The sequence below is a fragment of the Arthrobacter alpinus genome, assembly GCF_001294625.1.
Lineage (GTDB): Bacteria > Actinomycetota > Actinomycetes > Actinomycetales > Micrococcaceae > Specibacter > Specibacter alpinus_A.
Genome location: NZ_CP012677.1, coordinates 2536451 through 2558538, shown reverse-complemented (window position 1 = coordinate 2558538; position 22088 = coordinate 2536451). Strand labels below are relative to the sequence as shown.

The 22088-nt window shown below is 62.4% G+C and carries 15 protein-coding genes and 2 pseudogenes; 10 read left to right on the top strand and 7 right to left on the bottom strand.

The window, feature by feature from the left end:
* Nucleotides 1–48 precede the first annotated feature (48 nt).
* A pseudogene (locus AOC05_RS11495) lies at nt 49–1257 on the top strand (ISAzo13 family transposase); the annotation flags it as partial.
* Nucleotides 1258–1387: 130 nt separating this feature from the next.
* Nucleotides 1388–1810, top strand: a complete 423-nt coding sequence (locus AOC05_RS11490; RefSeq protein ID WP_197277823.1) for a hypothetical protein — start codon at nt 1388–1390, stop codon at nt 1808–1810.
* Here the strand turns inward: AOC05_RS11490 and AOC05_RS11485 are convergent.
* Nucleotides 1751–2101: a hypothetical protein gene (locus AOC05_RS11485; protein WP_157374971.1), complete on the bottom strand. Its 351-nt coding sequence runs from the start codon at nt 2099–2101 to the stop codon at nt 1751–1753. The genes AOC05_RS11490 and AOC05_RS11485 overlap by 60 nt on opposite strands.
* A 538-nt stretch (nt 2102–2639) precedes the next feature.
* Between AOC05_RS11485 and AOC05_RS11480 the strand changes: the two genes are divergently transcribed.
* Entirely contained in the window at nt 2640–3818 is a 1179-nt protein-coding gene (locus AOC05_RS11480; protein WP_062007338.1) for a polymer-forming cytoskeletal protein, read from the top strand.
* A gap of 265 nt (nt 3819–4083) precedes the next feature.
* On the opposite strand, the gene AOC05_RS11475 is transcribed toward AOC05_RS11480, so the two are convergent.
* Nucleotides 4084–4443, bottom strand: coding sequence for a hypothetical protein (locus AOC05_RS11475; protein WP_062007337.1), 360 nt, complete (start codon nt 4441–4443; stop codon nt 4084–4086).
* Between the two features lie 393 nt (nt 4444–4836).
* Between AOC05_RS11475 and AOC05_RS11465 the strand changes: the two genes are divergently transcribed.
* Both AOC05_RS11465 and AOC05_RS11460 read left to right on the top strand, forming a co-directional pair.
* Nucleotides 4837–5043, top strand: a complete 207-nt coding sequence (locus AOC05_RS11465) for a hypothetical protein (protein WP_062007335.1) — start codon at nt 4837–4839, stop codon at nt 5041–5043.
* A gap of 203 nt (nt 5044–5246) precedes the next feature.
* A complete protein-coding gene (locus AOC05_RS11460) occupies nt 5247–8060 on the top strand; it encodes a cation-translocating P-type ATPase (RefSeq protein ID WP_062007334.1) in 2814 nt (937 codons plus the stop codon).
* A gap of 89 nt (nt 8061–8149) precedes the next feature.
* On the opposite strand, the pseudogene AOC05_RS11455 reads toward AOC05_RS11460, so the two are convergent.
* From AOC05_RS11455 to AOC05_RS11445, 3 genes and pseudogenes are all read right to left on the bottom strand, one after another.
* Nucleotides 8150–9358 (bottom strand): annotated as a pseudogene (locus tag AOC05_RS11455) (ISAzo13 family transposase); the annotation flags it as partial.
* A 55-nt stretch (nt 9359–9413) separates the two neighbouring features.
* Nucleotides 9414–9731 (bottom strand): hypothetical protein, encoded by a 318-nt coding sequence (locus AOC05_RS11450; protein WP_062007332.1) that lies wholly within the window; start codon nt 9729–9731, stop codon nt 9414–9416.
* 65 nt (nt 9732–9796) lie between these two features.
* The gene (locus AOC05_RS11445; RefSeq protein WP_062007331.1) at nt 9797–10939 is read right to left on the bottom strand and encodes a macrolide 2'-phosphotransferase; all 1143 of its coding nucleotides are present in this window, start codon (nt 10937–10939) and stop codon (nt 9797–9799) included.
* A gap of 167 nt (nt 10940–11106) precedes the next feature.
* On the opposite strand from AOC05_RS11445, the gene nudC reads away from it, so the two are divergent.
* Together nudC and AOC05_RS11435 are read left to right on the top strand one after the other, a co-directional pair.
* Nucleotides 11107–12072 carry an NAD(+) diphosphatase gene (gene nudC / locus AOC05_RS11440; protein ID WP_231687103.1) on the top strand — a complete coding sequence of 322 codons (966 nt, stop codon included), beginning with the start codon at nt 11107–11109 and terminating at the stop codon, nt 12070–12072.
* A gap of 32 nt (nt 12073–12104) precedes the next feature.
* Nucleotides 12105–14216 (top strand): ATP-dependent DNA helicase UvrD2, encoded by a 2112-nt coding sequence (locus AOC05_RS11435; protein WP_062009681.1) that lies wholly within the window; start codon nt 12105–12107, stop codon nt 14214–14216.
* On the opposite strand, the gene AOC05_RS11430 is transcribed toward AOC05_RS11435, so the two are convergent.
* The gene (locus AOC05_RS11430; protein WP_062007329.1) at nt 14177–15271 is read right to left on the bottom strand and encodes a TOMM precursor leader peptide-binding protein; all 1095 of its coding nucleotides are present in this window, start codon (nt 15269–15271) and stop codon (nt 14177–14179) included. The two genes, AOC05_RS11435 and AOC05_RS11430, sit on opposite strands and share 40 nt — an antisense overlap.
* A 165-nt stretch (nt 15272–15436) precedes the next feature.
* Here AOC05_RS11430 and AOC05_RS11425 point away from each other — a divergent pair, with 165 nt between their 5' ends.
* Complete coding sequence (locus AOC05_RS11425; RefSeq protein WP_231687102.1) at nt 15437–16132, top strand: M48 family metallopeptidase; 696 nt, start codon at nt 15437–15439, stop codon at nt 16130–16132.
* An 18-nt stretch (nt 16133–16150) separates the two neighbouring features.
* On the opposite strand, the gene AOC05_RS11420 is transcribed toward AOC05_RS11425, so the two are convergent.
* Nucleotides 16151–17563, bottom strand: a complete 1413-nt coding sequence (locus tag AOC05_RS11420; RefSeq protein ID WP_062007328.1) for a zinc-dependent metalloprotease — start codon at nt 17561–17563, stop codon at nt 16151–16153.
* Between the two features lie 237 nt (nt 17564–17800).
* Here AOC05_RS11420 and AOC05_RS11415 point away from each other — a divergent pair, with 237 nt between their 5' ends.
* Nucleotides 17801–18895 carry a PDZ domain-containing protein gene (locus tag AOC05_RS11415; protein WP_062007327.1) on the top strand — a complete coding sequence of 365 codons (1095 nt, stop codon included), beginning with the start codon at nt 17801–17803 and terminating at the stop codon, nt 18893–18895.
* A 90-nt stretch (nt 18896–18985) separates the two neighbouring features.
* Nucleotides 18986–21964: a UPF0182 family protein gene (locus AOC05_RS11410; protein ID WP_082357946.1), complete on the top strand. Its 2979-nt coding sequence runs from the start codon at nt 18986–18988 to the stop codon at nt 21962–21964.
* Nucleotides 21965–22088: the final 124 nt, after the last annotated feature.

The following is a 22088-nucleotide window of genomic DNA, read 5'->3' as shown; positions in this document are numbered from 1 at the left end:
CCAGTAAATTAGCCGGTGTTTCGTGTTGTTGGGCCGTATCGTTGTGTTATGGCGATTGGCGTGGAGGTTGAGGGTAGTTTGCGGGCGAAGTTTGATTCGTTGTTGCCGCATTTGGATGAGCGTCAGCGCCGCCTGTTGCTGGGGGCTGAAGCCCGGGTGTTGGGTCATGGCGGGATCAAGCTGGTGGCCCGGGCGGCCGGTGCCAGCCCGACCACGGTCTCCCGTGGTGTGGCCGAATTGGAGTCTGGAGTTGATCCCTCGGTGCGGGTCCGCTAGCCCGGTGCCGGTCGGAAGCTGCAAACGGACGTTGACCCCGGGTTGGGGGATGCCCTGCTGGCCTTGGTCGAGCCCGAAGAGCGCGGGGATCCGATGTCGGCGTTGCGGTGGACGACGAAATCCACGCGCACCCTGGCCCGGGTGCTGAGCGATTCCGGGCACCAGGTCTCGGCGTGGACGGTGGCAAACCTGCTCCATGAGCTGGGGTTCTCCCTGCAGGGCAATGCGAAACAGGTGGAGGGTGCCACTCATGAGGACCGCGCTGCCCAGTTCGCCTACCTCAACGACCAAAGTGCACAGCACATGGCCGCCGGGCAGCCAGTGATCAGCGTGGACACCAAGAAGAAGGAACTCGTTGGCCTCTACAAGAACGGCGGGGCGCAATGGCGGCCTGCCGGGGACCCTGTCAGGGTGAATGTGCACGACTTCCCCGACCCCAAGCTGGGCAAGGCCAACCCGTACGGGGTGTACGACGTCACCGCCAATGACGGTTGGGTCTCGGTCGGCACGGACCACGACACTGCGGCGTTCACGGTCGAGACCATCCGCCGCTGGTATACCCAGATCGGCAATAATGCCTACCCCGGTGCGAAGAGACTGCTGGTCTGCGCCGACGGCGGCGGCTCCAACGGATACCGCCTGCGCGCTTGGAAAGCCGAATTGGCCACCCTCGCAGCTGAAACCGGTTTGACGATCACCGTCTGCCACCTCCCGCCCGGAACCAGCAAGTGGAACAAGATCGAGCACAGGCTCTTCAGCCATATCTCCATGAATTGGCGCGGGCGCCCCCTGACCAGCCACCAGGTCATCATCGACCTCATCGGTGCCACAACCACCAAAACCGGGCTGAAAGTCCATGCCGAACTCGACGACAACAGCTACCCGACCGGGATTAGAATCGCCGACACCGCCATGGCAGCCCTGCCCATCACCCGACACGAATTCCACGGCGAATGGAACTACACCCTCAACCCCAACAAAGCACCATAACCCCGTGTTAAAAACTGGCAGTCCCCTAGTGACGATAGGTGTGCTGCGAGGCGGGTTCACCGCGGGCGGTCCAGGACCACCAGTAGGGACATGCACGGTGCCAACTCTTTCTGGAACGGTAGTGAACATCAACCTGACGAACATGGACGGACCCATGATGGGCGGCGGCGGTGGACCAATGACCGGTGGCGGACCGATGTCAGGCGGCGTCATGCGCTTGCAAGCAGACCAAGCAACTGTTCCACACGGGAGTGTGTCCTTCCTCGTCACGAGCCGAGGAAGCATCACCCACGAAATGGTCGTTCTTCCCCTTCCCGAACCTCAAATTGTGGGCACACGCCCGATCGGCGGCGACGGGAAGCTCGACGAAACGGGCAGCCTCGGGGAGGCCTCCAACACCTGCGCAGAAGGCGCAGGCCAGGGAATTCTGCCCGGAGGCTCAGGCTGGGTGAGCATCACCCTTGCGCCGCGCCGGTACGAGTTGCTATGCAATCTCCCTGGCCACTACGGCGCTGGAATGTACACCCAGCTCACCGTCACCTGAGCAGAAACGAATAATCACGGTCTCTTTCAGGATCCAAATAATCATTGCAAACCCTGCGAAAGCAGTCCAGAGCAGGGAAGATTCTCGGTACCCCAGAAGCAGCCCGGCCGCGAGAGCCTGCGTGCCGCCGACGACGACAAGCAGGATCAGCGCTGGGAGAAAGAAGGACGTGAACGGGCTGTTCGTGAGGGACGACGTCGGCATGCCAAGTCCGTTCGTGAACAACATGGCGATGCTTCCTCCCACGGCCGAAACGGCGTTAAAAAGGACCACGACAATCAGGGCTCTCATCGCGATTCTCGTCCGAATGTTTCGTTGCATGCCGTGCTCGCTTTAGCGCAGAGTACTGCCCTGGACGTGTCGTCAGGAGGCGCAACACGAACGAATCCTTTCCCACACGACAGGGCGGGTCGTGGCCGATATCGCCCCGGCACCATGACGCACAGGTTGGGTCGTTCGCAAAGGGTTCCACTTGGGGACATCACAGATGTGATATCCCTCAACCGCCATGCACTGTTCAGCGGCCTCGGCCCCCGACACCGCTGTGATACCGATGGATCCGTCATACACCCCATCCAGAGAGGCCCCTCTGGACACTCTTTCGCCGACGAGTGCCCGCGGCCTAGATCACCCGTCCGAGCAACGAGCCGCTCGTTGGGGCAACACGATCAACGCCCGCCCTCTTGCCTGATGTCAATGCCTCTGGATAGGCTGAGCCTGAGTTCGTCCCGACAGGCCGTCATTACTTAGTGACATACATTTCCACCGCGTGGATTTAGTGTGGACGCCACCTCGAAGATGTGTCATCCAGGCTTGGAAGGATACCGACATGAGAGTTCTCTCCCCCACTTATCAGTCTATCGGCGCCGTCTTATTGCTCGGCTTCCTGGCCTTCTTCGCCGGGATGGACACTGCTGTCGCCGCCCCGACACCTACCCCTTCCCCGGCACCGGCACCTGCCCCTGCCGTGACCAGCGATAGCGAAGGCCCTCAGTTCTACAGCGATCTACTCGTCGACGTCTCGGGTGTGGTCAACGGGGATGTGTATGCCTCCGGGCAGGACGTCACGATCAGCGGCAACGTCACCGGCGACGTGATCGCGGCGGCACAAACGATCAAAATCACAGGTACTGTTGGCGGCAACATCCGGCTTGCCGGCCAGAACGTCACGATCAGCGGCGACGTCTCGCGCAGTGCAACCATCTTCGCTGGCAGCATCATCATCACCGAAACCGGAAAGCTCGGCAACGACTTGGTTGGGGCTGCCAGTGATCTCAAGATCGCCGGCGACGTCGGCCGAGATCTGCTGGTCAGCGTCGATCGCCTCAGCATCGACGGATCGGTCGGCGGGAACCTCACCTACTACAGCGACACCGAAGGGCAAATCGCGCAGGGCGCGGTCGACGGTGCAGTGAAACGCGTCGACCCACCGCAATCAACAAGCGAAGACCGTTCACCTGGCGCCGCGTTCATCGCCTGGTTACTCGGGTTGCTCTACGCTCTCGTCGCACTAAGCCTGGTGACCCTCTTTGCCGGCCTCCTCTTCCCACGTTGGCTACGGCAGGTCACTTATCACCTCATGCCCTCACCCTGGAAAGCGCTACTAGTCGGGTTCCTGGCATCCATCGCCGTCCCTGTGGCACTGTTAGTCCTTCTGGTAACGATCATCGGCGCCCCCCTGGCACTGGCTGGCTTCCTCGTCTGGATTGCGCTGACGCTCGCGACGTTCGTCTACGGAGCGTTCTATATTGGGCGGCTCCTGTTCCGTGGTGATCAGCACCCGGTAGTGAAGTCGTTCGTGGGTGGTCTGATCCTGATCACTGCCCTGCATATCCCGTGGCTGAACATTGTGGTGTGGCTTGCGATGGTTTTCTTTGGTCTGGGCGCCCAGCTTCTAGAGTTCCACAGCCAACGACCCTGGAGGACCAAACCCGAAGTCGATCCCAGCATCGCACTGGCACCGCTCCCCGACACAGCTGAGAGCGAAACCACTCCACGCGAGCTGTGAAACAGCAGGACACGACGGCAGTCCAGTGTCCTGCACCATAAATTCAGCAGCTAAAAGAAATCGCGGCGCAACTGGGCTAGACCATTTAGAATCACTGGTCCGATGGGTCCCTTCCACCCAAGTTCTCATCAAGGCACTCGATCAGTGCCCTTCACCTGATGAGGCGTGCGCTGGCGAACCAATGTCTTTCCAGACGTAGCTAACCAAACTGCCAACCATATTCGGGGCCTCCGCGACCCCGCTCTCTTCGGTTCCGGCACGGCTTCTACTGGAATGGGAGGCAGGCGAAGAGCGCGTCCTGGGTTCGCTGCAAGGTCGTGATCGTGGCGCGGGCCTCAGCGAGCAGGCTTTTCAACTCGACCGTCGACTCGGCGTGTTGGCGCGTATCGAGGACGACTTGTTCGCGAGCCTCAGCAGCTTCTGCTGCGTTGCCACGGGCACCCTGGTTAGCCTCATCAATGTGCACCTGCAGCTCCAGCATCACTTCCGCATGAATTCCTGCGGCATCGTCGAGGTCGGTGGCGAGCTCAATGATTTCACGGTCCTTGTGCGCCTTCTCTTCCCTCCACACGTGTTGGAGGACCGTGTGCTCGACCGCTGCGGTGCGGGCGGCTTCTTCCCACACCGTCCCCCGCCAGAAGCAGGGCCTGCTCCGTAATGGCCGGCAGGGTGGCGGCGATCTTCGAACCAGAACTATCGCGCTCAGCCCGCCATTGCTTGAAATACCGGACAGCACGACCACCGGAACTTTTTGGCGACACGCACCGATCCTTCGTGTGTGGCGAGTTGCAGAAATGCTAACTGCTCGCCGTCGGACGCTCTTTCGATGCTGCCGTTGTTGGCGGCGCCCCAGATGTCAGCCTTGCAGGGCATCTGGTAGAGCATGTCAAAGCGGTAGCCGGTATCGGTTCTCCAATCGATTGGCAGGGCATCGAGGCATCCGCCGTCTTGAGTGGCTTCGGATACAGCAGGACCTGTGGCTCTGCTTCAAGCAATGGCCGCGGGATAGGATCGGCTCATGACGAATCACGGGGATAGGCATCAAGTTGACCGGCAATTCATTGATACACTGCCTGGCATTGGTCTCAGCTTTGGGGCTGGGGCTGGAATCGCCGTCGGTGTTGTCGCCGCTGGCGCACCGGGCATAGCTGTCGGCATCGCCTTGGGCGCGGGCCTGGGCCTGGTGGCCGGATCCCTTGCAAGGCTCTGGTATCAGAGGTCCTGATTCAAGTCGGCGCGTGCGCAATCCGAAACTTTTCCGCACAGCCAAACAAGCCACCACGTTACTGCGCTGACCGGCTCCGAAAGAGAACACAACGCTGCCGGTGGGGGAAGCGGATACTGTGGTGCTGCGGGCGGGGCATACGCTCGAATTCTTGTTGCCTCGCCGATAGGCAAAGACAACGCTTCAGGATGCAAGGAGATGGAATGCCAGACGTGGTCGCGGTGCCCATGCCACCGGATGATGCGTTCCTTCTAGACGCTGATGCGGTGGCGGCGCGGGTGGGTGTGGACCCGGGGACAGGACTTTCGGAGGAAGAAGCTGCCCGGAGGCTCCTAGCGGACGGTCCCAACGACTTGCGCGGCAAGGCCCCGGTGCCAGCCTGGCGGAAAGTCATAGCACAGTTTCAAGACGCGTTGATTTATTTGCTGCTCGCAGCAGTCGCGATCTCGCTGGTCGTGTGGGTCGTGGAAGGTGCCCAGGGTGTGCCCGTCGACGCCGTCGTGATCGCCACGATCATCGTTCTCAACGCAATCCTTGGTTACACACAGGAAGCGAAGGCCGAAGATGCCGTGGCCGCGCTGAGTAGGATGACTGCCGCAACATCAACGGTTTGGCGGGACGGTGAGCTCAGGACCGTTCCGTCCGCAGATCTGGTGCGAGGCGATGTGCTTGTCCTCGGGGAAGGAGACGCCGTCGGCGCCGATGCCCGGATACTGACGGCGAGTTCTTTGCATATCCAAGAGGCCTCCCTGACGGGAGAAAGTGAAGCGGTATCCAAGGACCCGGCAACCCTGGCTGGGTCGCCATCGCTCGGTGATCGGGTGAACATGGTCTACAAGGGCACTTCCGTCGCCCAGGGCGTTGGACGGGCGGCTGTTACGGCGGTCGGGATGTCGACGGAGGTCGGGGCGATCGCCGGAATGGTTGATTCAACCGCTGAAGAACCAACGCCACTGCAAGTCGAGATCAATCGCATCGGCAAGTTGCTCGGCATCATCGTCGTGATAATCGCTCTGGTGGTTATGATCACCGTCGTTCTGGTGGAGGGCATCACGGCTCCGAGCGATTTCGTTGGCGTATTGCTGCTCGGAGTCTCCCTCGCTGTGGCTGCAGTGCCAGAGGGGCTCCCCGCACTACTGTCGGTAATACTCGCGATTGGTGTTCAGCGCATGGCAAAGCGCAACGCGGTGGTGAAAAAGCTCAGCTCCGTTGAGGCGCTCGGCTCGGCGTCGGTGATCTGCACCGACAAGACAGGGACATTGACGCGCAATGAGATGACAATTCAACGCGTGGTCACCGCGTCCGGGCGGGCTTGCCTCACCGGTGCCGGATACAGGCCCCGTGGTTCGGTGCTCAGCCTTGGTGAGGAGCTATCCGGCGACCTGCGCGCCGAGGTGCAGCTGGTGCTCGGCGCAGGATCCCTTGCAAACAATGCCCAGCTCTCCGAAGACAACGGCGAATGGCACATTCAGGGCGATCCAACCGAGGCCGCGTTCCTTGTGGCGGCCCGCAAACTTGAGGGCACCATGGAGCGGATGATCCGTTTCGAACGGCGGGCAGAGATTCCATTCACCTCGGAGCGGAAGCTGATGTCGACAGTGCATCAGGACAAGGCCGACGGGGCTCTTCTGCTGTTTAGCAAGGGCGCCCCCGATGTGCTCCTGGGCAGCTGCACCCAGCTTCACGTGGGTGGTACAACAGTCCCTCTGACCGAAACTCTCCGGCAGGAAGCGCTCGAGGACGTTGAGGCACTGTCGGCGCAGGCGTTCCGCACCCTTGGCGTTGCCTACCGGGTGCTCGACACCGCAGCCTTAGCAAACGCGGTTGACCCGTCGTTCGAACAGGACCTCGTCTACGCTGGTTTAGTCGGAATCGTCGATCCGCCCAGACCTGAAGCCGCCAAGGCGATCTCCGAAGCGCACCGCGCGGGCATTCGCGTCATCATGATCACCGGCGACCATCCAACGACTGCGGCAAGGATTGCAGCCGAACTCGGAATTATCGAGACGGCGGCACGGGCGGTGACCGGAGCCGAACTCGACACTCTCAACGACCGCGAACTACGCAATCTCACACGCGAAGTATCTGTCTATGCCCGGGTGTCGCCCCAGCACAAGCTTCGCCTCGTCGACGCGCTGCAGGCCGACCAGCAAATCGTGTCGATGACCGGTGACGGTGTTAACGACGCCCCCGCAATCAAGTCCGCGGACATTGGCGTCGCGATGGGCATCACCGGAACCGAAGTCACCAAAGGGGCCGCGCGCATGATCCTCGCCGACGACAACTTTGCCACCATCGTCGCGGCGGTTCGTCAAGGACGGGTGATCTTCGAGAACATCAAGAAATTTCTCCGCTACCTGCTGTCATCGAATCTCGGCGAGGTGCTTACAGTATTTTTGGGCGTTATTTTCGCCGGTGTGATCGGCCTTACCGACGCCAGCGGCGATGCGCTCGTCCTCCCGCTGCTCGCAACTCAGATCCTGTGGATCAATCTGATCACCGACTCAACTCCCGCCTTGGCGATGGGACTCGACCCGGAGGTTGACGACGTGATGGCGCGGAAACCGCGCAAGCTGACCGACCGGACGATCGACGCGCGCATGTGGGGCGGGATCCTCTCCGTCGGTTTGGTAATGGCACTGGCAACACTGTTTACCATCGATCTTTTCCTGCCAGGAGGTCTCGTCGACGGCAATGACACGCTCACCGTTGCACGCACGGCCGGTTTTACCACCCTAGTATTCGCCCAACTGTTCAACGCGTTGAATGCCCGTTCGGAGACGACCAGCGCGTTCCGGATGCTGTTCGCGAATAAGTGGCTCTGGGGTGCCATAGCACTCAGCGTGGCGCTTCAAATCCTCGTCGTCCAAGTCCCGATCCTTCAAGTGGCTTTCGGAACTGCACCCATGGATCTCACTCACTGGGCCGCTTGCGTGGCACTCGGATCGGCTGTGCTCTGGTACGACGAGATCCGCAAAATCCTGATGCGTGCAAGACCAAGGCGGGCCATACGGTGAATCACGGTAGGCCTGAACAGACGACTCCCGCCGGATGATCGCGGGACCACACTTAGGGACTGCCAGTTTTTAACACGGGGTTATGGTGCTTTGTTGGGGTTGAGGGTGTAGTTCCATTCGCCGTGGAATTCGTGTCGGGTGATGGGCAGGGCTGCCATGGCGGTGTCGGCGATTCTAATCCCGGTCGGGTAGCTGTTGTCGTCGAGTTCGGCATGGACTTTCAGCCCGGTTTTGGTGGTTGTGGCACCGATGAGGTCGATGATGACCTGGTGGCTGGTCAGGGGGCGCCCGCGCCAATTCATGGAGATATGGCTGAAGAGCCTGTGCTCGATCTTGTTCCACTTGCTGGTTCCGGGCGGGAGGTGGCAGACGGTGATCGTCAAACCGGTTTCAGCTGCGAGGGTGGCCAATTCGGCTTTCCAAGCGCGCAGGCGGTATCCGTTGGAGCCGCCGCCGTCGGCGCAGACCAGCAGTCTCTTCGCACCGGGGTAGGCATTATTGCCGATCTGGGTATACCAGCGGCGGATGGTCTCGACCGTGAACGCCGCAGTGTCGTGGTCCGTGCCGACCGAGACCCAACCGTCATTGGCGGTGACGTCGTACACCCCGTACGGGTTGGCCTTGCCCAGCTTGGGGTCGGGGAAGTCGTGCACATTCACCCTGACAGGGTCCCCGGAAGGCCGCCATTGCGCCCCGCCGTTCTTGTAGAGGCCAACGAGTTCCTTCTTCTTGGTGTCCACGCTGATCACTGGCTGCCCGGCGGCCATGTGCTGTGCACTTTGGTCGTTGAGGTAGGCGAACTGGGCAGCGCGGTCCTCATGAGTGGCACCCTCCACCTGTTTCGCATTGCCCTGCAGGGAGAACCCCAGCTCATGGAGCAGGTTTGCCACCGTCCACGCCGAGACCTGGTGCCCGGAATCGCTCAGCACCCGGGCCAGGGTGCGCGTGGATTTCGTCGTCCACCGCAACGCCGACATCGGATCCCCGCGCTCTTCGGGCTCGACCAAGGCCAGCAGGGCATCCCCCAACCCGGGGTCAACGTCCGTTTGCAGCTTCCGACCGGCACCGGGCTGGCGGACCCGCACCGAGGGATCAACTCCAGACTCCAATTCGGCCACACCACGGGAGACCGTGGTCGGGCTGGCACCGGCCGCCCGGGCCACCAGCTTGATCCCGCCATGACCCAACACCCGGGCTTCAGCCCCCAGCAACAGGCGGCGCTGACGCTCATCCAAATGCGGCAACAACGAATCAAACTTCGCCCGCAAACTACCCTCAACCTCCACGCCAATCGCCATAACACAACGATACGGCCCAACAACACGAAACACCGGCTAATTTACTGGCAAACCCTTAGGGCACCACCGTCATGGTCGATCCGCCCTGCAAGGAACAACTGCTGCCGGCCCATCCTGGCTCCAGCTGCTCGATATTGAGTTTCCAAGCTTCGGAGCCACTGCAAATGACGGTCGCTCCCAGCGTTTTCTGGCCGGTGGGAAGCGGATCGATATGTAGCGTGGCCGGTCCTGTTTCGCTGTACTGCTTCAGAACGGTGCCGGGGATACCTTCAAAGTCCTGAATCTGGGTTTTTTGAACCGCGAAGATGATCGCCGAGTCTGCAAGTGCTGGCGCTGAGCTGATGATGGCACGCGATCGCCGGTCAGCCACCATGCACGAGAATCTAGCGCAGGCATCCTCACGGAATGCGCAGTTGGGCCGGAACCTCGGGCTGGCAGCTAATTCTGCAAGGGGATGACTTTCATGGCCGTGGTGTCCACGTCTTCACCGGAACCTGCCACGGGCGCGGCCTTCGTGGAAGTGGCAGTGGCAACAGCGTCGGGCTCAGGCTCGACCACCGGGGCAGGCTCGACAGTGGGGGTCGCGGCAGGCGGGGCAGGCTCGACTGCGGGGGGCACGGCAGGCGGGGCAGACTCGACCGCCGGGGCGGGCTCGGTACTGATGGGCTGGCCGCCGTGCGCGTCGATGTCTGCCTTAAGTGTTAGAAGCATGCTCTCGGCGTCGGCCACCATGCGGGCGGAGTCGGCGGCGAAGCCCTTGACCAGCCACTGCGCCAGCGCAAATTCCGCGCTTAGGGCTGCACGGCGCAACAGGTGCGGGTCAGGGGATTCGTTGCGGGCTGCGGCGTAAGCCTGCATGACGGTGTCAACGAAGGCCGGGTCATTGATGGCCACCAGCCACGCAAAGTCGTCGGCGGGGTCCCCGATGCGCAGGTCGGTCCAGCCCATCACGGCCGTGACGGAGGTGCCATCAAGGAGGATATTGTCCTCGTGCAGGTCCCCATGGACCACCGAGGCGTTGAAGCGCCAGAGTGCCACGTCTTCCATGGCGTGTTCCCAGCGCAGCAGCAACGACGGCGGAATCTTGCCCGTGGTAGCAGCCTGGTCCAGCTCGTTGAGCTTGCGCTGGCGGAATTCGTTGGCAGTGTAGCTCGGTAGATCTGCGTTGGTGACCAATTCCTGGGGCAGGTCGTGGATGGCGGCGATCGCGGCTCCAACTTCCAGTGCCAAGGCGGGCCCGCCGGCAGCCAAGTCCTCCACGGATTCGGCTTTCCCGGCAATGTGGGAATACACAAAAGTGATGAGTTCACCCTGCCTTACGGTGCCAGCCACTGTGGGCAGCAGGAACGGCAATTCAGCCCTGATCGCAGGGGAGAAGGCACGCAAAACCTCGCGCTCCGTCTCCAGCCGCGTGCTAGCTTCGGCGTGCTTGGGTGCGCGTACCCGCCACCGCCGGTTTTCCGAATCAACCAGCAAGGCCGCGTTAAAATCTGCTGCGTCGTCAGGCTCCGGCCCGAATGCTGTGACGTTGAGTCCGGGCACGGCCGCGCTGGCAATAGCGGCTAATTCGATTGCAGTCATTCGTCTCACACCTCCACCGTAGAGCGCGAAAGCCGCAACGCAGCGCCCATGCGGCGGCGAGTCGCGAGAACTCCTGTACGCCGCTCACTTCACACAAGCGCGCAGGCACCGCCACAGAAGTGTAAAAAGTGTTGCGGACTGCGTACGGTAGAGGAATGATCCAAGCCTTGCCATCTCCCGAAGCCGTGCTCGATCGCGACTGTGACCGACGCACAGCAAGCGGCTATTTGGACGCTGTGCAGGCCCGCCCGTCGCACCGCATCATGATTTTCCAGCGGGGAAAGACGCTGGTGCGCGGCAACGCGATCCTCTTTTTTGACCCCACAAAAGTTGCCGGGCAGCTGCCTGCCGACGTGCTGACCGTTTACCTGGGCAAGACGCTGCCCGGCCACCATCCCCATCTGCCCGACGGCACCGACCTGGTCCTGAAGGTGTTGGAGGACGACGCCGATTCCTCGGCTTGGATTTCTCAGGGCACCTCCCTGGCGGGGTACCGGGAGGCTGCTGCGTGGCTGTCAGGGGCGGACGCAGCCATTTTCCTCCAGGCCCAGGCCGTGGCCAATTGGCACCAGACGCACCAGTTCTGTCCCAGGTGCGGCTCGGCCACCGAGCTGTTGTGGGCTGGCTGGAAGCGCCGCTGCCCCCTGGACGCTTCCGAGCATTTTCCGCGAACGGACCCGGCGGTGATAGTTGCCATCGTCGGTGGTGATGACAGGATCTTGTTGGCCAGCAATTTTGCATGGGAGCCGAACAGGTACTCCACCGTGGCAGGGTTTGTTGAGGCGGGCGAAAGCGCGGAACAAGCCGCAGTGCGCGAGATCTTAGAGGAAGTGGGGGTGCACTTGCATGCCACCCACTACGTGGGATCGCAGGCCTGGCCGTTCCCGCGCTCGTTGATGCTCGGATTCCTCGCCCACACGGCGGATGTCACGGCGGTCCCTGACAACGTGGAAGTCCGTGAAGCCCGGTGGTTTAGTCGCTCCGAACTGCAAGCCGCTGTGCTCAGCGGCGAGGCCGTCATCTCCCAGAGGCTGTCCATTGCCCGGGCCATGATCGAACATTGGTATGGCGGGCGAATCCGTGACTACGGCGAGGCCGCTGAAGGCGCCACCAGTGTGGGGGAGAAGTCGTGAGCTACGACCCCCGCCAGGTTGGGCTGCCGGTGATGGATGAACGCACTGCCGAGGAGCGCATTCTGGCCGGCCTCGATGAGGAACAACGCGCTGTTGCCACCACCTTGAGCGGCCCCTTGTGTGTCTTGGCAGGGGCCGGAACCGGCAAAACCCGCGCCATCACGCACAGGATCGCCTATGGCGTGCATACGGGCGTATACAACCCCAACCGCCTGCTCGCCGTGACGTTCACGGCCCGGGCCGCGGCTGAAATGCGGACGCGTCTGCGTGACTTGGGGGTGGGTATCGTCCAGGCCCGAACTTTCCACGCTGCAGCGTTGCGGCAGCTGCAGTATTTCTGGCCGCACGCCGTCGGCGGTCAGCTCCCGGGCCTGCTAGACCACAAGGCCCAAATCATTGCAGAGGCGGCACGGCGCCTGCGCCTGCCCACCGATAGGGCGGCCATCCGTGACCTCGCGGCTGAAATCGAGTGGGCCAAGGTTTCCATGCTGACCCCGGAAACATACCTCACCAAGGCACTTGACAGGGGTGAGCCGGGAGGTCTGGACAAGCTCGCCGTCGGCCGCCTTTTTCAAGCGTACGAGGACGTCAAGGGGGACAGAAACCTCATCGACTTTGAGGATGTCCTGCTGATCACCGTGGGAATTTTGCAGGAGGACCCGCGCGTGGCAGCCACCGTCCGTGACCAGTACCGGCACTTTGTGGTGGACGAATACCAGGATGTTTCCCCGCTCCAGCAAAAAATGCTTGACCTGTGGCTGGGTGGGCGTGATGAATTGTGCGTGGTGGGCGACGCCAGCCAGACGATCTACTCCTTTACCGGTGCCACACCACGGCACCTGCTAGATTTCCCTAAGCGTTACCCCACGGCGAACGTGGTGAAACTGATCCGCGACTACCGTTCCACCCCGCAGGTGGTGGGTCTGGCCAACACGCTGTTGAACAGTCGGCGCAGCGGCGGGCTCACGGCCGACGCTCTCTGGTCGACGCCGCTGCACCTGGTGGCCCAACGCCCGGCGGGGCCCTCCCCGGAGTTCCTTGAGTGCAGCGATGACGAGGCCGAGGCCGCAGCTGTGGCCGCCCGCATCAAGATCTTGATTGACAACGGCACCCAGGCCAGTGAGATTGCCGTGCTGTTTAGAACCAACGGGCAATCCGAGGCGTACGAACAAGCACTCACGGGTGCCGGCGTCGGGTACCAGTTGCGTGGCGGCGAGCGGTTCTTTGCCCGGAAGGAAGTCCGCGACGCGATTTTGCAGCTGCGTGCGGCCTCCCGCGCAGCGGAAGAGGAGCCGCTGGGGCAGCTGGTACGGGACATCCTGGGCAACCTGGGATACCAGGACGAGGCACCGAAAACCGGGGGTGCCGTCCGCGAAAAATGGGAGTCCCTGGCAGCCCTAGTGGCACTTGCCGACGACCTGGTGGTGTCGCGGAGCACCCCCGAGCACACCTTCTCCGTGGTGGATTTGGTGGCGGAATTACAGGAACGGGCCACGGCCCAGCACGCCCCGACAGTGCAGGGTGTGACGTTGGCTTCCCTGCACTCGGCCAAGGGCCTGGAATGGGACGCTGTGTTCTTGGTGGGTCTCAGCGAGGGCCTGATGCCGATTTCCTTTGCCGACACCCCCGAAACTGTGGATGAGGAGCGGCGGCTGCTCTACGTGGGCATCACCCGTGCACGGGAGTTCCTGAACTTCTCCTGGTCCACCGCACGCACACCGGGCGGCCGGGCCAACCGCCGGCCCTCACGCTTCCTTGACGGGCTTCGGCCCGCCGGTGTGGGTGGGGCACCCACCGCTGGCAAACCAGTCGCTGGCAGGAAAGCCCGCAAAACAGCGGCGCCCTCGGTGTGCCGGGTCTGCGGCCAGGTCCTGACCACCGGTGCCGAGCGCAAGATCGGGCGCTGTGCAACATGCCCGGCCGGATACGACGAGGCTGTTTTTGAAGATCTGCGCCAGTGGCGGTTGCAGGAGGCCACCGCCGCCGACGTTCCCGCCTTTGTGGTCTTCACCGATGCGACCCTGATAGCGATCGCGGAGGCAGCCCCCCAAGATCTCGACGAACTTGCGGCACTGCCCGGTGTGGGGCCCGCCAAGCTGGAGCGCTACGGTGAGGCTGTGTTGGAGATCGTGGCCAGCGCCTGACGCTGCAATTGGCAGCCACAGTCGGGGTGGACGGCAAACTCCTGACTGCTCCAGCGGCCGTTGTTGGCGTGGAAGGTCAACACCGATGACCAGGAACTGGGCTGGTTGACGGCGTCAAGAAACAACAAGGCCTGCGCCGCGGCAGTCCCGGCCAACGCCATGGCGAGGGACGCGTTCTCCAAGCGCTCAGGAGGGCGCCCGGGAGGAGCCTCCTTAGTTTGCGCGGCCGCCAGTTGTTCGCAGAGTAACAGCCACGCAGGGTCGTGCACCCCGCGGTGCCGTTCCACACATTCGGCGCACGCGGTTTCCCCTGGCATGACCAGCGGCCCTACGGCGCCGTCCTGCTCACGCACCAGCACCAACAGGTGTGGCCGATCCGAACCCATTAACCTACCGGCAGTCTCGGCGCTGAGCGCGTCATGGGCGACCACAATGGCCAGATCCAGGCATCGGGTATCGGGGGCGCCGACGCCGTTGGCATGGAGCACGTGGGCATGGGTTCCCGGGTCAAGCGCCAATGCCTGTCTGCGCACGGCAATGGAGCGCATCAACCCAATATCGGCGAGCTTGTATGATCCGGCCGCCACGTCAACGGCTGTGACGGCCCTGTCATCTTCTAGGAAGAGGGTCCCAACTCCCGCACTGACAAGGACAAGCGCCAGCGCTGCGCCCGTCCGTCCCAGCCCCATGATGTGGACGACCCCATGCTCCCGGCGGGCCATGTACTCCCGGCACGGTGCCTGATGAACTCCCTGCAGGGATGCTTGTTCGGGCAGGAGCCGCTCCGCGCGAAACCCCCGCGCCAGCAGTTCCTCATCGCCAAACAGCAGGTGGTCGAGGCTGGCACAGATTTCCTGGGTTCGGGCCTGGCTCACACCCAGGGAAAGGGCGGTCTTTGCCACCTGGGCATCGGGGATTCCGGCCCGGAGCGCCCGAACAAACGCAAGATCAGCTCTTTGGAGTCCCTCGATGATCAGGCCACCGGGTCCCACCCCGATTTGGATGCTGTTCGCATCGCGCTGGACCATGCGAAGCCCGGGGTTGATAGCGGTCATCGCAGAACTCCGTTCGCAGCAGTGGCCACCAACTCCTGGTGGGCCTCACTTGCGATCATGGCACAGCTCGCTGAACCCCGCTTAAAGTTATCCACAGGGAGAAGTTGTCCACTATGTACTGCTCCCGGCTCGATTTCTGCCGGGCCATCGATGTACCGTCGAATCATGGCAACAATGAAAGATCCGGCCCCGGTTGACCCCCGGCGCAACCCCATTGGGAGGGGAACCCCGGGCCCCATCGGCGATTCCCTTTCCGCGCATGTGGCAGGCAACGGCGCTCAGGTGGTGGTGCGGCGCACCCGGAGGCGAAAGACCGGTGTGGCGGCGTTTTGGGAAGAAGGACGCGCCGTCATTGCCGTTCCCGCCCGTATGAGCGTTGAGGATGAGCAGTACTGGGTGCCGCACATGGTGTCACGGCTGGAAGCGGACAGTCGGGCCAAAGCCGGTGGCCGCCGTCGCCGGGTTCCGCCCAGTGACGCGGCGTTGCTGCAACGGTGTGAGTTTCTCTCCGCAAGCTACCTGGGTTCACGGGCGGTGCCGGAGTCTGTGCGCTGGGTGAGCAACCAGACCGGGCGGTGGGGTTCGGCCACCAACGCGCACAAGTCGATCAGGATCTCCCACCATGTCCAGGGCATGCCGGAATGGGTGGTTGACTATGTGCTGCTCCACGAGCTGGCCCACCTGATCCACCCAAACCACAGCGCAGCGTTCTGGGCCGAGCTTGCCTGCTATCCGCACCTAAAACGTGCCGAGGCGTTCCTGGAGGGTGCCTCCTTTGCCTCGGCCCGCAATATCCAGGGCATGGGCACCGACGTCGACGGCGACACACCAGACGGGGGCCCGCCGGGGCAGTTGTTTTGATACGGCCCCGGTAACCGGCTATTTGTCGGTCGACGGCCCTCCGTCGGACTCACCCTCGGTGGTCCCAGGGCCAGTGTCCTCGCCCGTCGGGGGAAGGTCGTCGAACCCGCCCTCGAGGAGCTTGGTCAGGGCCGCGTCGACGTCGGACTCGGAGGCGTCTGCTGCCGAGCGGCGTGCCCCAAAGCCTGCTGCGTCGTCCAGGTCGGCGGAGGTCGGCAGGAGATCCGGGTGCGCCCAAATGGCGTCACGCCCGGCAACGCCGCGCTGTTCCTTCAGGGAGGACCACAACGCAGATGCTTCGCGGAGCCGGCGGGGGCGCAGTTCCAAACCGACAAGGGAACCAAACGCGTGCTCTGCCGGGCCTCCGGTGGCACGGCGGCGTCGGATGGTTTCGCGGATGGCTCCTGCTGCAGGCAGGTTCGCCGCCGCGGCGAAGGTGACCTCGTCAACCCAGCCCTCAACCAGGGCCAGCGCCGTCTCAAGCTTTGCTAGCGCCACCTCCTGCTCGGGGGTGCGCGCAGGCATGAACACGCCCTCGGAGAGGACCGCCTGCATGGCTTCAGGGTTGCTGGGGTCAAGGTTCGCCGCCAGATCCTCGATCCGGGACATGTCGATGTGGATGCCGCGTGCGTAGGACTCGATGGCGCCCAGCAGATGACCGCGAAGCCACGGCACCTGGACAAACAGGCGCGCATGCGCAGCCTCACGCAGGGCAAGGAACAACAGGATCTCTTGCTCGGGAACCTCCAACCCCTCACCAAACGCCTTGATGTTCGCCGGCAACAAGGCCATTTGGAGGTCGGCCAACGGGATCCCGATGTCGGTGGAGCCCAGCACTTCCTTTGACAACGCCCCGACGGCTGCCCCGAGCTGGAGCCCGAATAGGGCCCCGCCCATGTTTTGCATCATGGAAGCCGCCCCGCCCATCACTGACTTCATTTCCTCCGGCAACTGCTCGTTCATGGCGGTGGAGATGGCGAACGCAATGCTGTTGGCCACCGGCTCCGTGAGCCGACGCCACGTCCCCAGGGTTTCCTCAACCCATTCGGCCCGTGACCAGGCGCTGCCCACGATCGCCGTGGCCGCCAGATCGGTGAACGGGTCAAGCCACATCTCGGCTAAACGCAGGGCATCGTCGACGGCCTTTGACTGGGCGGGGGTGACGGAGGGGTCATCCCCGGCCGCAGCCTTCCGGGCAGCATCGTGGGCAAGGTCCCAGTTGACAGGGGTGTCCGAGGAGCCGCTCATCATGGCCTGAACCTGGGCGAACATTTGGGACAGTGCGTTCGGATCGGACGGCAGCCCAGCAGCCTTGGCCAGCGCGGCAGCATCAAAGCCTTCCATTCCCTGGCCACCCATGAGGTTGGCCAGCATCTCCGAGAGAGGATCCTGGGGGGCGTCGTCGTCGTTGTTGGCTGGTGTGGAAGACATGGTGGGCCAATCGTTGCAGGGGATCAAAACGTAGCTTCACGTTACCGCCGTCTCGCCTGCTTGTCGCCCCATGGGCGCCCCCTGTTCGCTACCGGCAAATGTGCTCCTTACGCCCCGGATAGTTCCCTGCCTCCTCTCAGCTTGCACTCGGGTCAACACAGTAGTGTAGGGGGAGGCTTTTGCGATTCATGCGCCCCGCCCCCCGTCTTTGGAATTCTTGGAAAGGTAAATAGAGTATTGAGCCAGGAGAACCAGGACGTGGCAGTGCCGCCCACCGTTGCCCGTGAGCGTCGAGTTTCTTTCATGATGGTCTCTGGCGTCGTGGCGCTAGTCCTCGCTGTCGCCGCCGTGAGTATCCCGGTACCTTATGTTGTGGAATCTCCGGGCCCTGCCATTAACACCATTGGCCAGATCAACAACCAGCCCGTGATCGCCGTGTCGGGCACCCAGAGCTTCCCTGCCAAGACCGGCAGTCTGGATTTGACCACGGTGCACATGCGCGGCGGTTTGCCGGACAGCCAGATCAATTTTTTTGACGCCATGCGTGCCTGGCTCACTCCTTCAGATTCGCTTTACCCCTCCGAGCTCATCTACGCCCCCGGGATCAGCCAGCAAGCGGTGAACAGCGAAAATTCGGCCGCCATGACCTCCTCGCAGGAAAATGCGACGGCCGCGGCGTTGACTGCCCTGAGCATTGACTTCAAAACCGTGGTGGCAGTCGCCTCGGTTGTCACCGACGGGGCCTCCTCCGGAATCATCAAGCCCGACGACGTTGTGCTCACCATCGACGGCCAGGACGTCACCGGGATTTCTGTGATTCAGGGTGTACTTGCAAAGGAGCCAGGCGCCCCTGTGAGTGTTCAATTGCTGCGCGACGGCGTCAACACGAGCGTTTCGATCACACCCCGCAAGGGTGCCGACGGTAAATTTTTCCTGGGTATCACGTTGCAGGACCGGTTCACCTTTCCCTTCGATGTGAAAATTTCGCTGAGCAACATCGGAGGGCCCAGCGCCGGGATGATCTTTGCACTGGGCATCATGGACACCTTGACGGAAGGGGATCTGAGCGGTGGCAAGCACTTTGCCGGGACAGGAACCATCGATCCCCAAGGCAATGTGGGCGCCATCGGCGGCATCGCCCAAAAGATGGTCGGGGCGCGGCAGAACGGTGCACAGTATTTCCTGGCACCGGCGGCCAACTGTTCAGACGTCGTCGGGCATGTCCCCAATGGGCTTCAGGTGATAAAAGTGGCTACTCTGAAAGAAGCCTATGAGGCGGTGTCCGATATTGGCGCCGGCAAAGACAGCTCAGCACTTCCTACGTGTAAGTAACAATTGAGCATCATCAGGAACTTAGCCCTGCCGCCATTCGTGGCTCCAGTAGGACACTGAAGACAACAGCACCAGCAAACAGAGGTAAGAGTGACATCGCGCCCAGCCCCTTCGCCCAATAATCCCGCCCCAACCAGGCGCCGCGGCGCCTTACTGCCGACCATCATCGTGGTGGCCGTGCTCGTGATTGCCCTGGTTATTTTCTCCGGAATTTACACAGACTTCCTCTGGTTCAACCAGCTGGGCTACTCCGAAGTTTTTCTGCGTGAGAAGCTTGCCAAACTGCTGATCTTCGCCTCCGCCTTCGCGGTGATGGCGGCCAGCGTGTACTTCTCCATCCGTGTCGCCTACCGTGCCCGTCCCGTTTATGCGCCGGACAACCAGCACGATGACAACCTCAACCGCTACCAAGTACAGCTGGAGCCTGTCCGGCGCTTAGTGATGCTGGGCATCCCTGTGGTCTTTGGCTTGTTTGCCGGCACGGCCGCGATGGCGCAGTGGGAAAAGGTGCTGTTGTTCATCTACCGGGTGCCCTTTGGGCAGGCGGATCCGCAATTTGGCCTAGACATCAGTTTCTACACCAATACCCTGCCGTTCCTGGGTTTCGTGATGGGCCTGCTGATCAGTGTCACCGTCATCGCGTTCATCGTCGGGCTAATGACCCACTACCTGTACGGCGCCATCCGGCTCACCGAACGGGGCATCTTCACCTCACGCCAGGCACAAATCCACTTGGCCGTACTGGCTGCTGTGTTCCTGATCCTGCTCGGCGTCAATTTCTGGCTTGACCGCTACGCCACCTTGCAGAACAACGGCGGTTACCGCGCCGGCGCCATGTTTACCGACGTGAACGCTGTGATCCCCACCAAGGCCATCCTGGCCGTGGCCGCCATCATCGTTGCCATCTTGTTCATCGTGGCCGCGTTCATTGGCAAGTGGAAGCTGCCGCTGATCGGCACCGGCATGCTGGTCATTACGGCCATTGTGGCCGGCGGTATCTACCCGTGGGCCATCCAGCAATTGCAGGTTGTGCCGTCCCAGCAGAGCCTGGAATCGCAGTTCATTGGCCGCAACATCGACATGACCCGGGACGCCTACGGGCTCAGCGGCATGGAGGTCACCCCTTACAACGCCACCACGACGGCGACCCCCGGGGCCCTGCGTGCGGACGCCGACACCACGGCCAACATCCGCCTGCTAGATCCAAACTTGGTGTCCTCCACCTTTGCCCAGCTGGAGCAGTTCCGGCCCTACTACGAGTTCCCCAAGACACTGAACGTGGACCGTTACACTGTTGACGGCAAGGTCCAGGACACCGTGATTGCCGTGCGCGAACTGAACCCGCAGGGCATCAACCCGGACCAGCAAAGTTGGTACAACCAGCACCTGGTCTACACCCACGGATACGGCGTCGTCGCCGCCAAGGCAAACACTGTCACCTCAGACGGTAAGCCCGACTTCATCCAGTCTGGCGTCCCGTCCACGGGATTGTTGGGTACCGACACCAGCTACCAGCCGCGCATCTACTTCGGCCAGTCGACGTCGGAGTACTCGATTGTCGGAGCCCCGGAGGGAACCCCCAACGTTGAGCTTGACCGACCTCAGGGTACAACCGCCAGCACCGACGCTTCGGGTGAATCGTTGACAACCTTCACCGGTAACGGCGGCCCGTCCCTGGGTAACTGGTTCAACAGGATCATGTACGCCATGAAGTTCCAGTCCTCGGACCTGTTGCTGACCAACGGAGTGAATGAAAAGTCCCAGATCCTCTATGACCGCACCCCGGAGGAGCGCGTTGCCAAGGTTGCCCCGTACCTGACCATCGACGGCAACCCGTACCCCGCCATCGTCGATGGCAAGGTTAAGTGGATCGTGGACGGTTACACCACCAGCTCCTACTACCCTTACTCCCAGCAGCAGCAGTTGCAGGAGGCCACCACCGACTCGTTGACAGCAGCCAGCGGCGCCGGTGCGCTTCCCGCGGCGTCGGTGAACTACATCCGCAACTCGGTCAAGGCCACGGTGGACGCCTATGACGGCTCCGTTGACCTTTACGCGTGGGACACGCAGGATCCCATCCTGAAGGCCTGGGAAAAGATCTTCCCCACCAGCATCAAGCCCTTCACGGACATGTCTGCCGACGTGATGTCCCATGTGCGCTACCCAGAGGACCTGTTCAAGGTCCAGCGGGAGTTGATGGGCCAGTACCACGTGACCGACCCAGGAAAGTTCTACAACAACACCCTGGCTTGGAGCGTTCCAGACGATCCCACCACCAAGGCCGTTGACAAGCAGCCGCCGTACTACCAGTCCCTGAAGATGCCCGGTAAGGACAAGACGGCGTTCTCGCTGACCACCGACTTCATTCCGCAGCAGGTGAAGAACACCGATTCACGCAACATCCTCTACGGCTTCATGGCCGCCAATGGCGACGCCGGCAATGTGAAGGGCGTGAAGAGCCCCAACTACGGCAAGCTGCAGTTGCTGGAGCTACCCGACGCCACACAGGTGCCCGGCCCCGGTCAGGTGCAAAACACGTTCCAGTCCGACCCTTCAGTTTCCGAACAGCTGAACGTGTTGAAATTGGGCCAGTCGGATGTCATCAACGGCAACTTGCTCACGCTCCCCATGGGTGGCGGCGTGCTGTACGTCCAGCCCGTGTATGTGAAGTCCACGGGTTCCACCTCGTACCCGACGTTGCAGCGCGTGCTGGTCGCGTTCGGTAACAAGATTGGATATGCTGCGACCCTCAATGACGCCCTTGACCAGCTCTTCGGCGGGGACTCCGGAGCCCAGGCCGGGGATGCGGGTGTCCAAAAGGACCCCGGCGCAAGTGGCAGTTCCACCGAACCCGGCGCTCCGGCAAGCACCAACCCGGCCCTGGCCAAGGCGCTTAACGACGCCAACCAGGCATTGAAGGACGGGCAGTCAGCGCTGGCCAAGGGCGATTTTGCCGCCTACGGTGTGGCGCAGAAAGCACTCCAGGATGCCATCACGGCGGCCATTGCGGCCGAAGGTGCCGCCGCGGCCGCGGCAACACCTAGCCCAACACCCACCCCTGCGCCTTAGCGTTAGGTCGTCCCACGCATGACGGGAGCTTGCGCAGACGGCAACGTCTGCGCAAGCTCCCGGCATTTAACGCCTGACGCCGGGGGCGATCACGTGTGGTGTTCAGGGGTACTGGCCTGGGCTG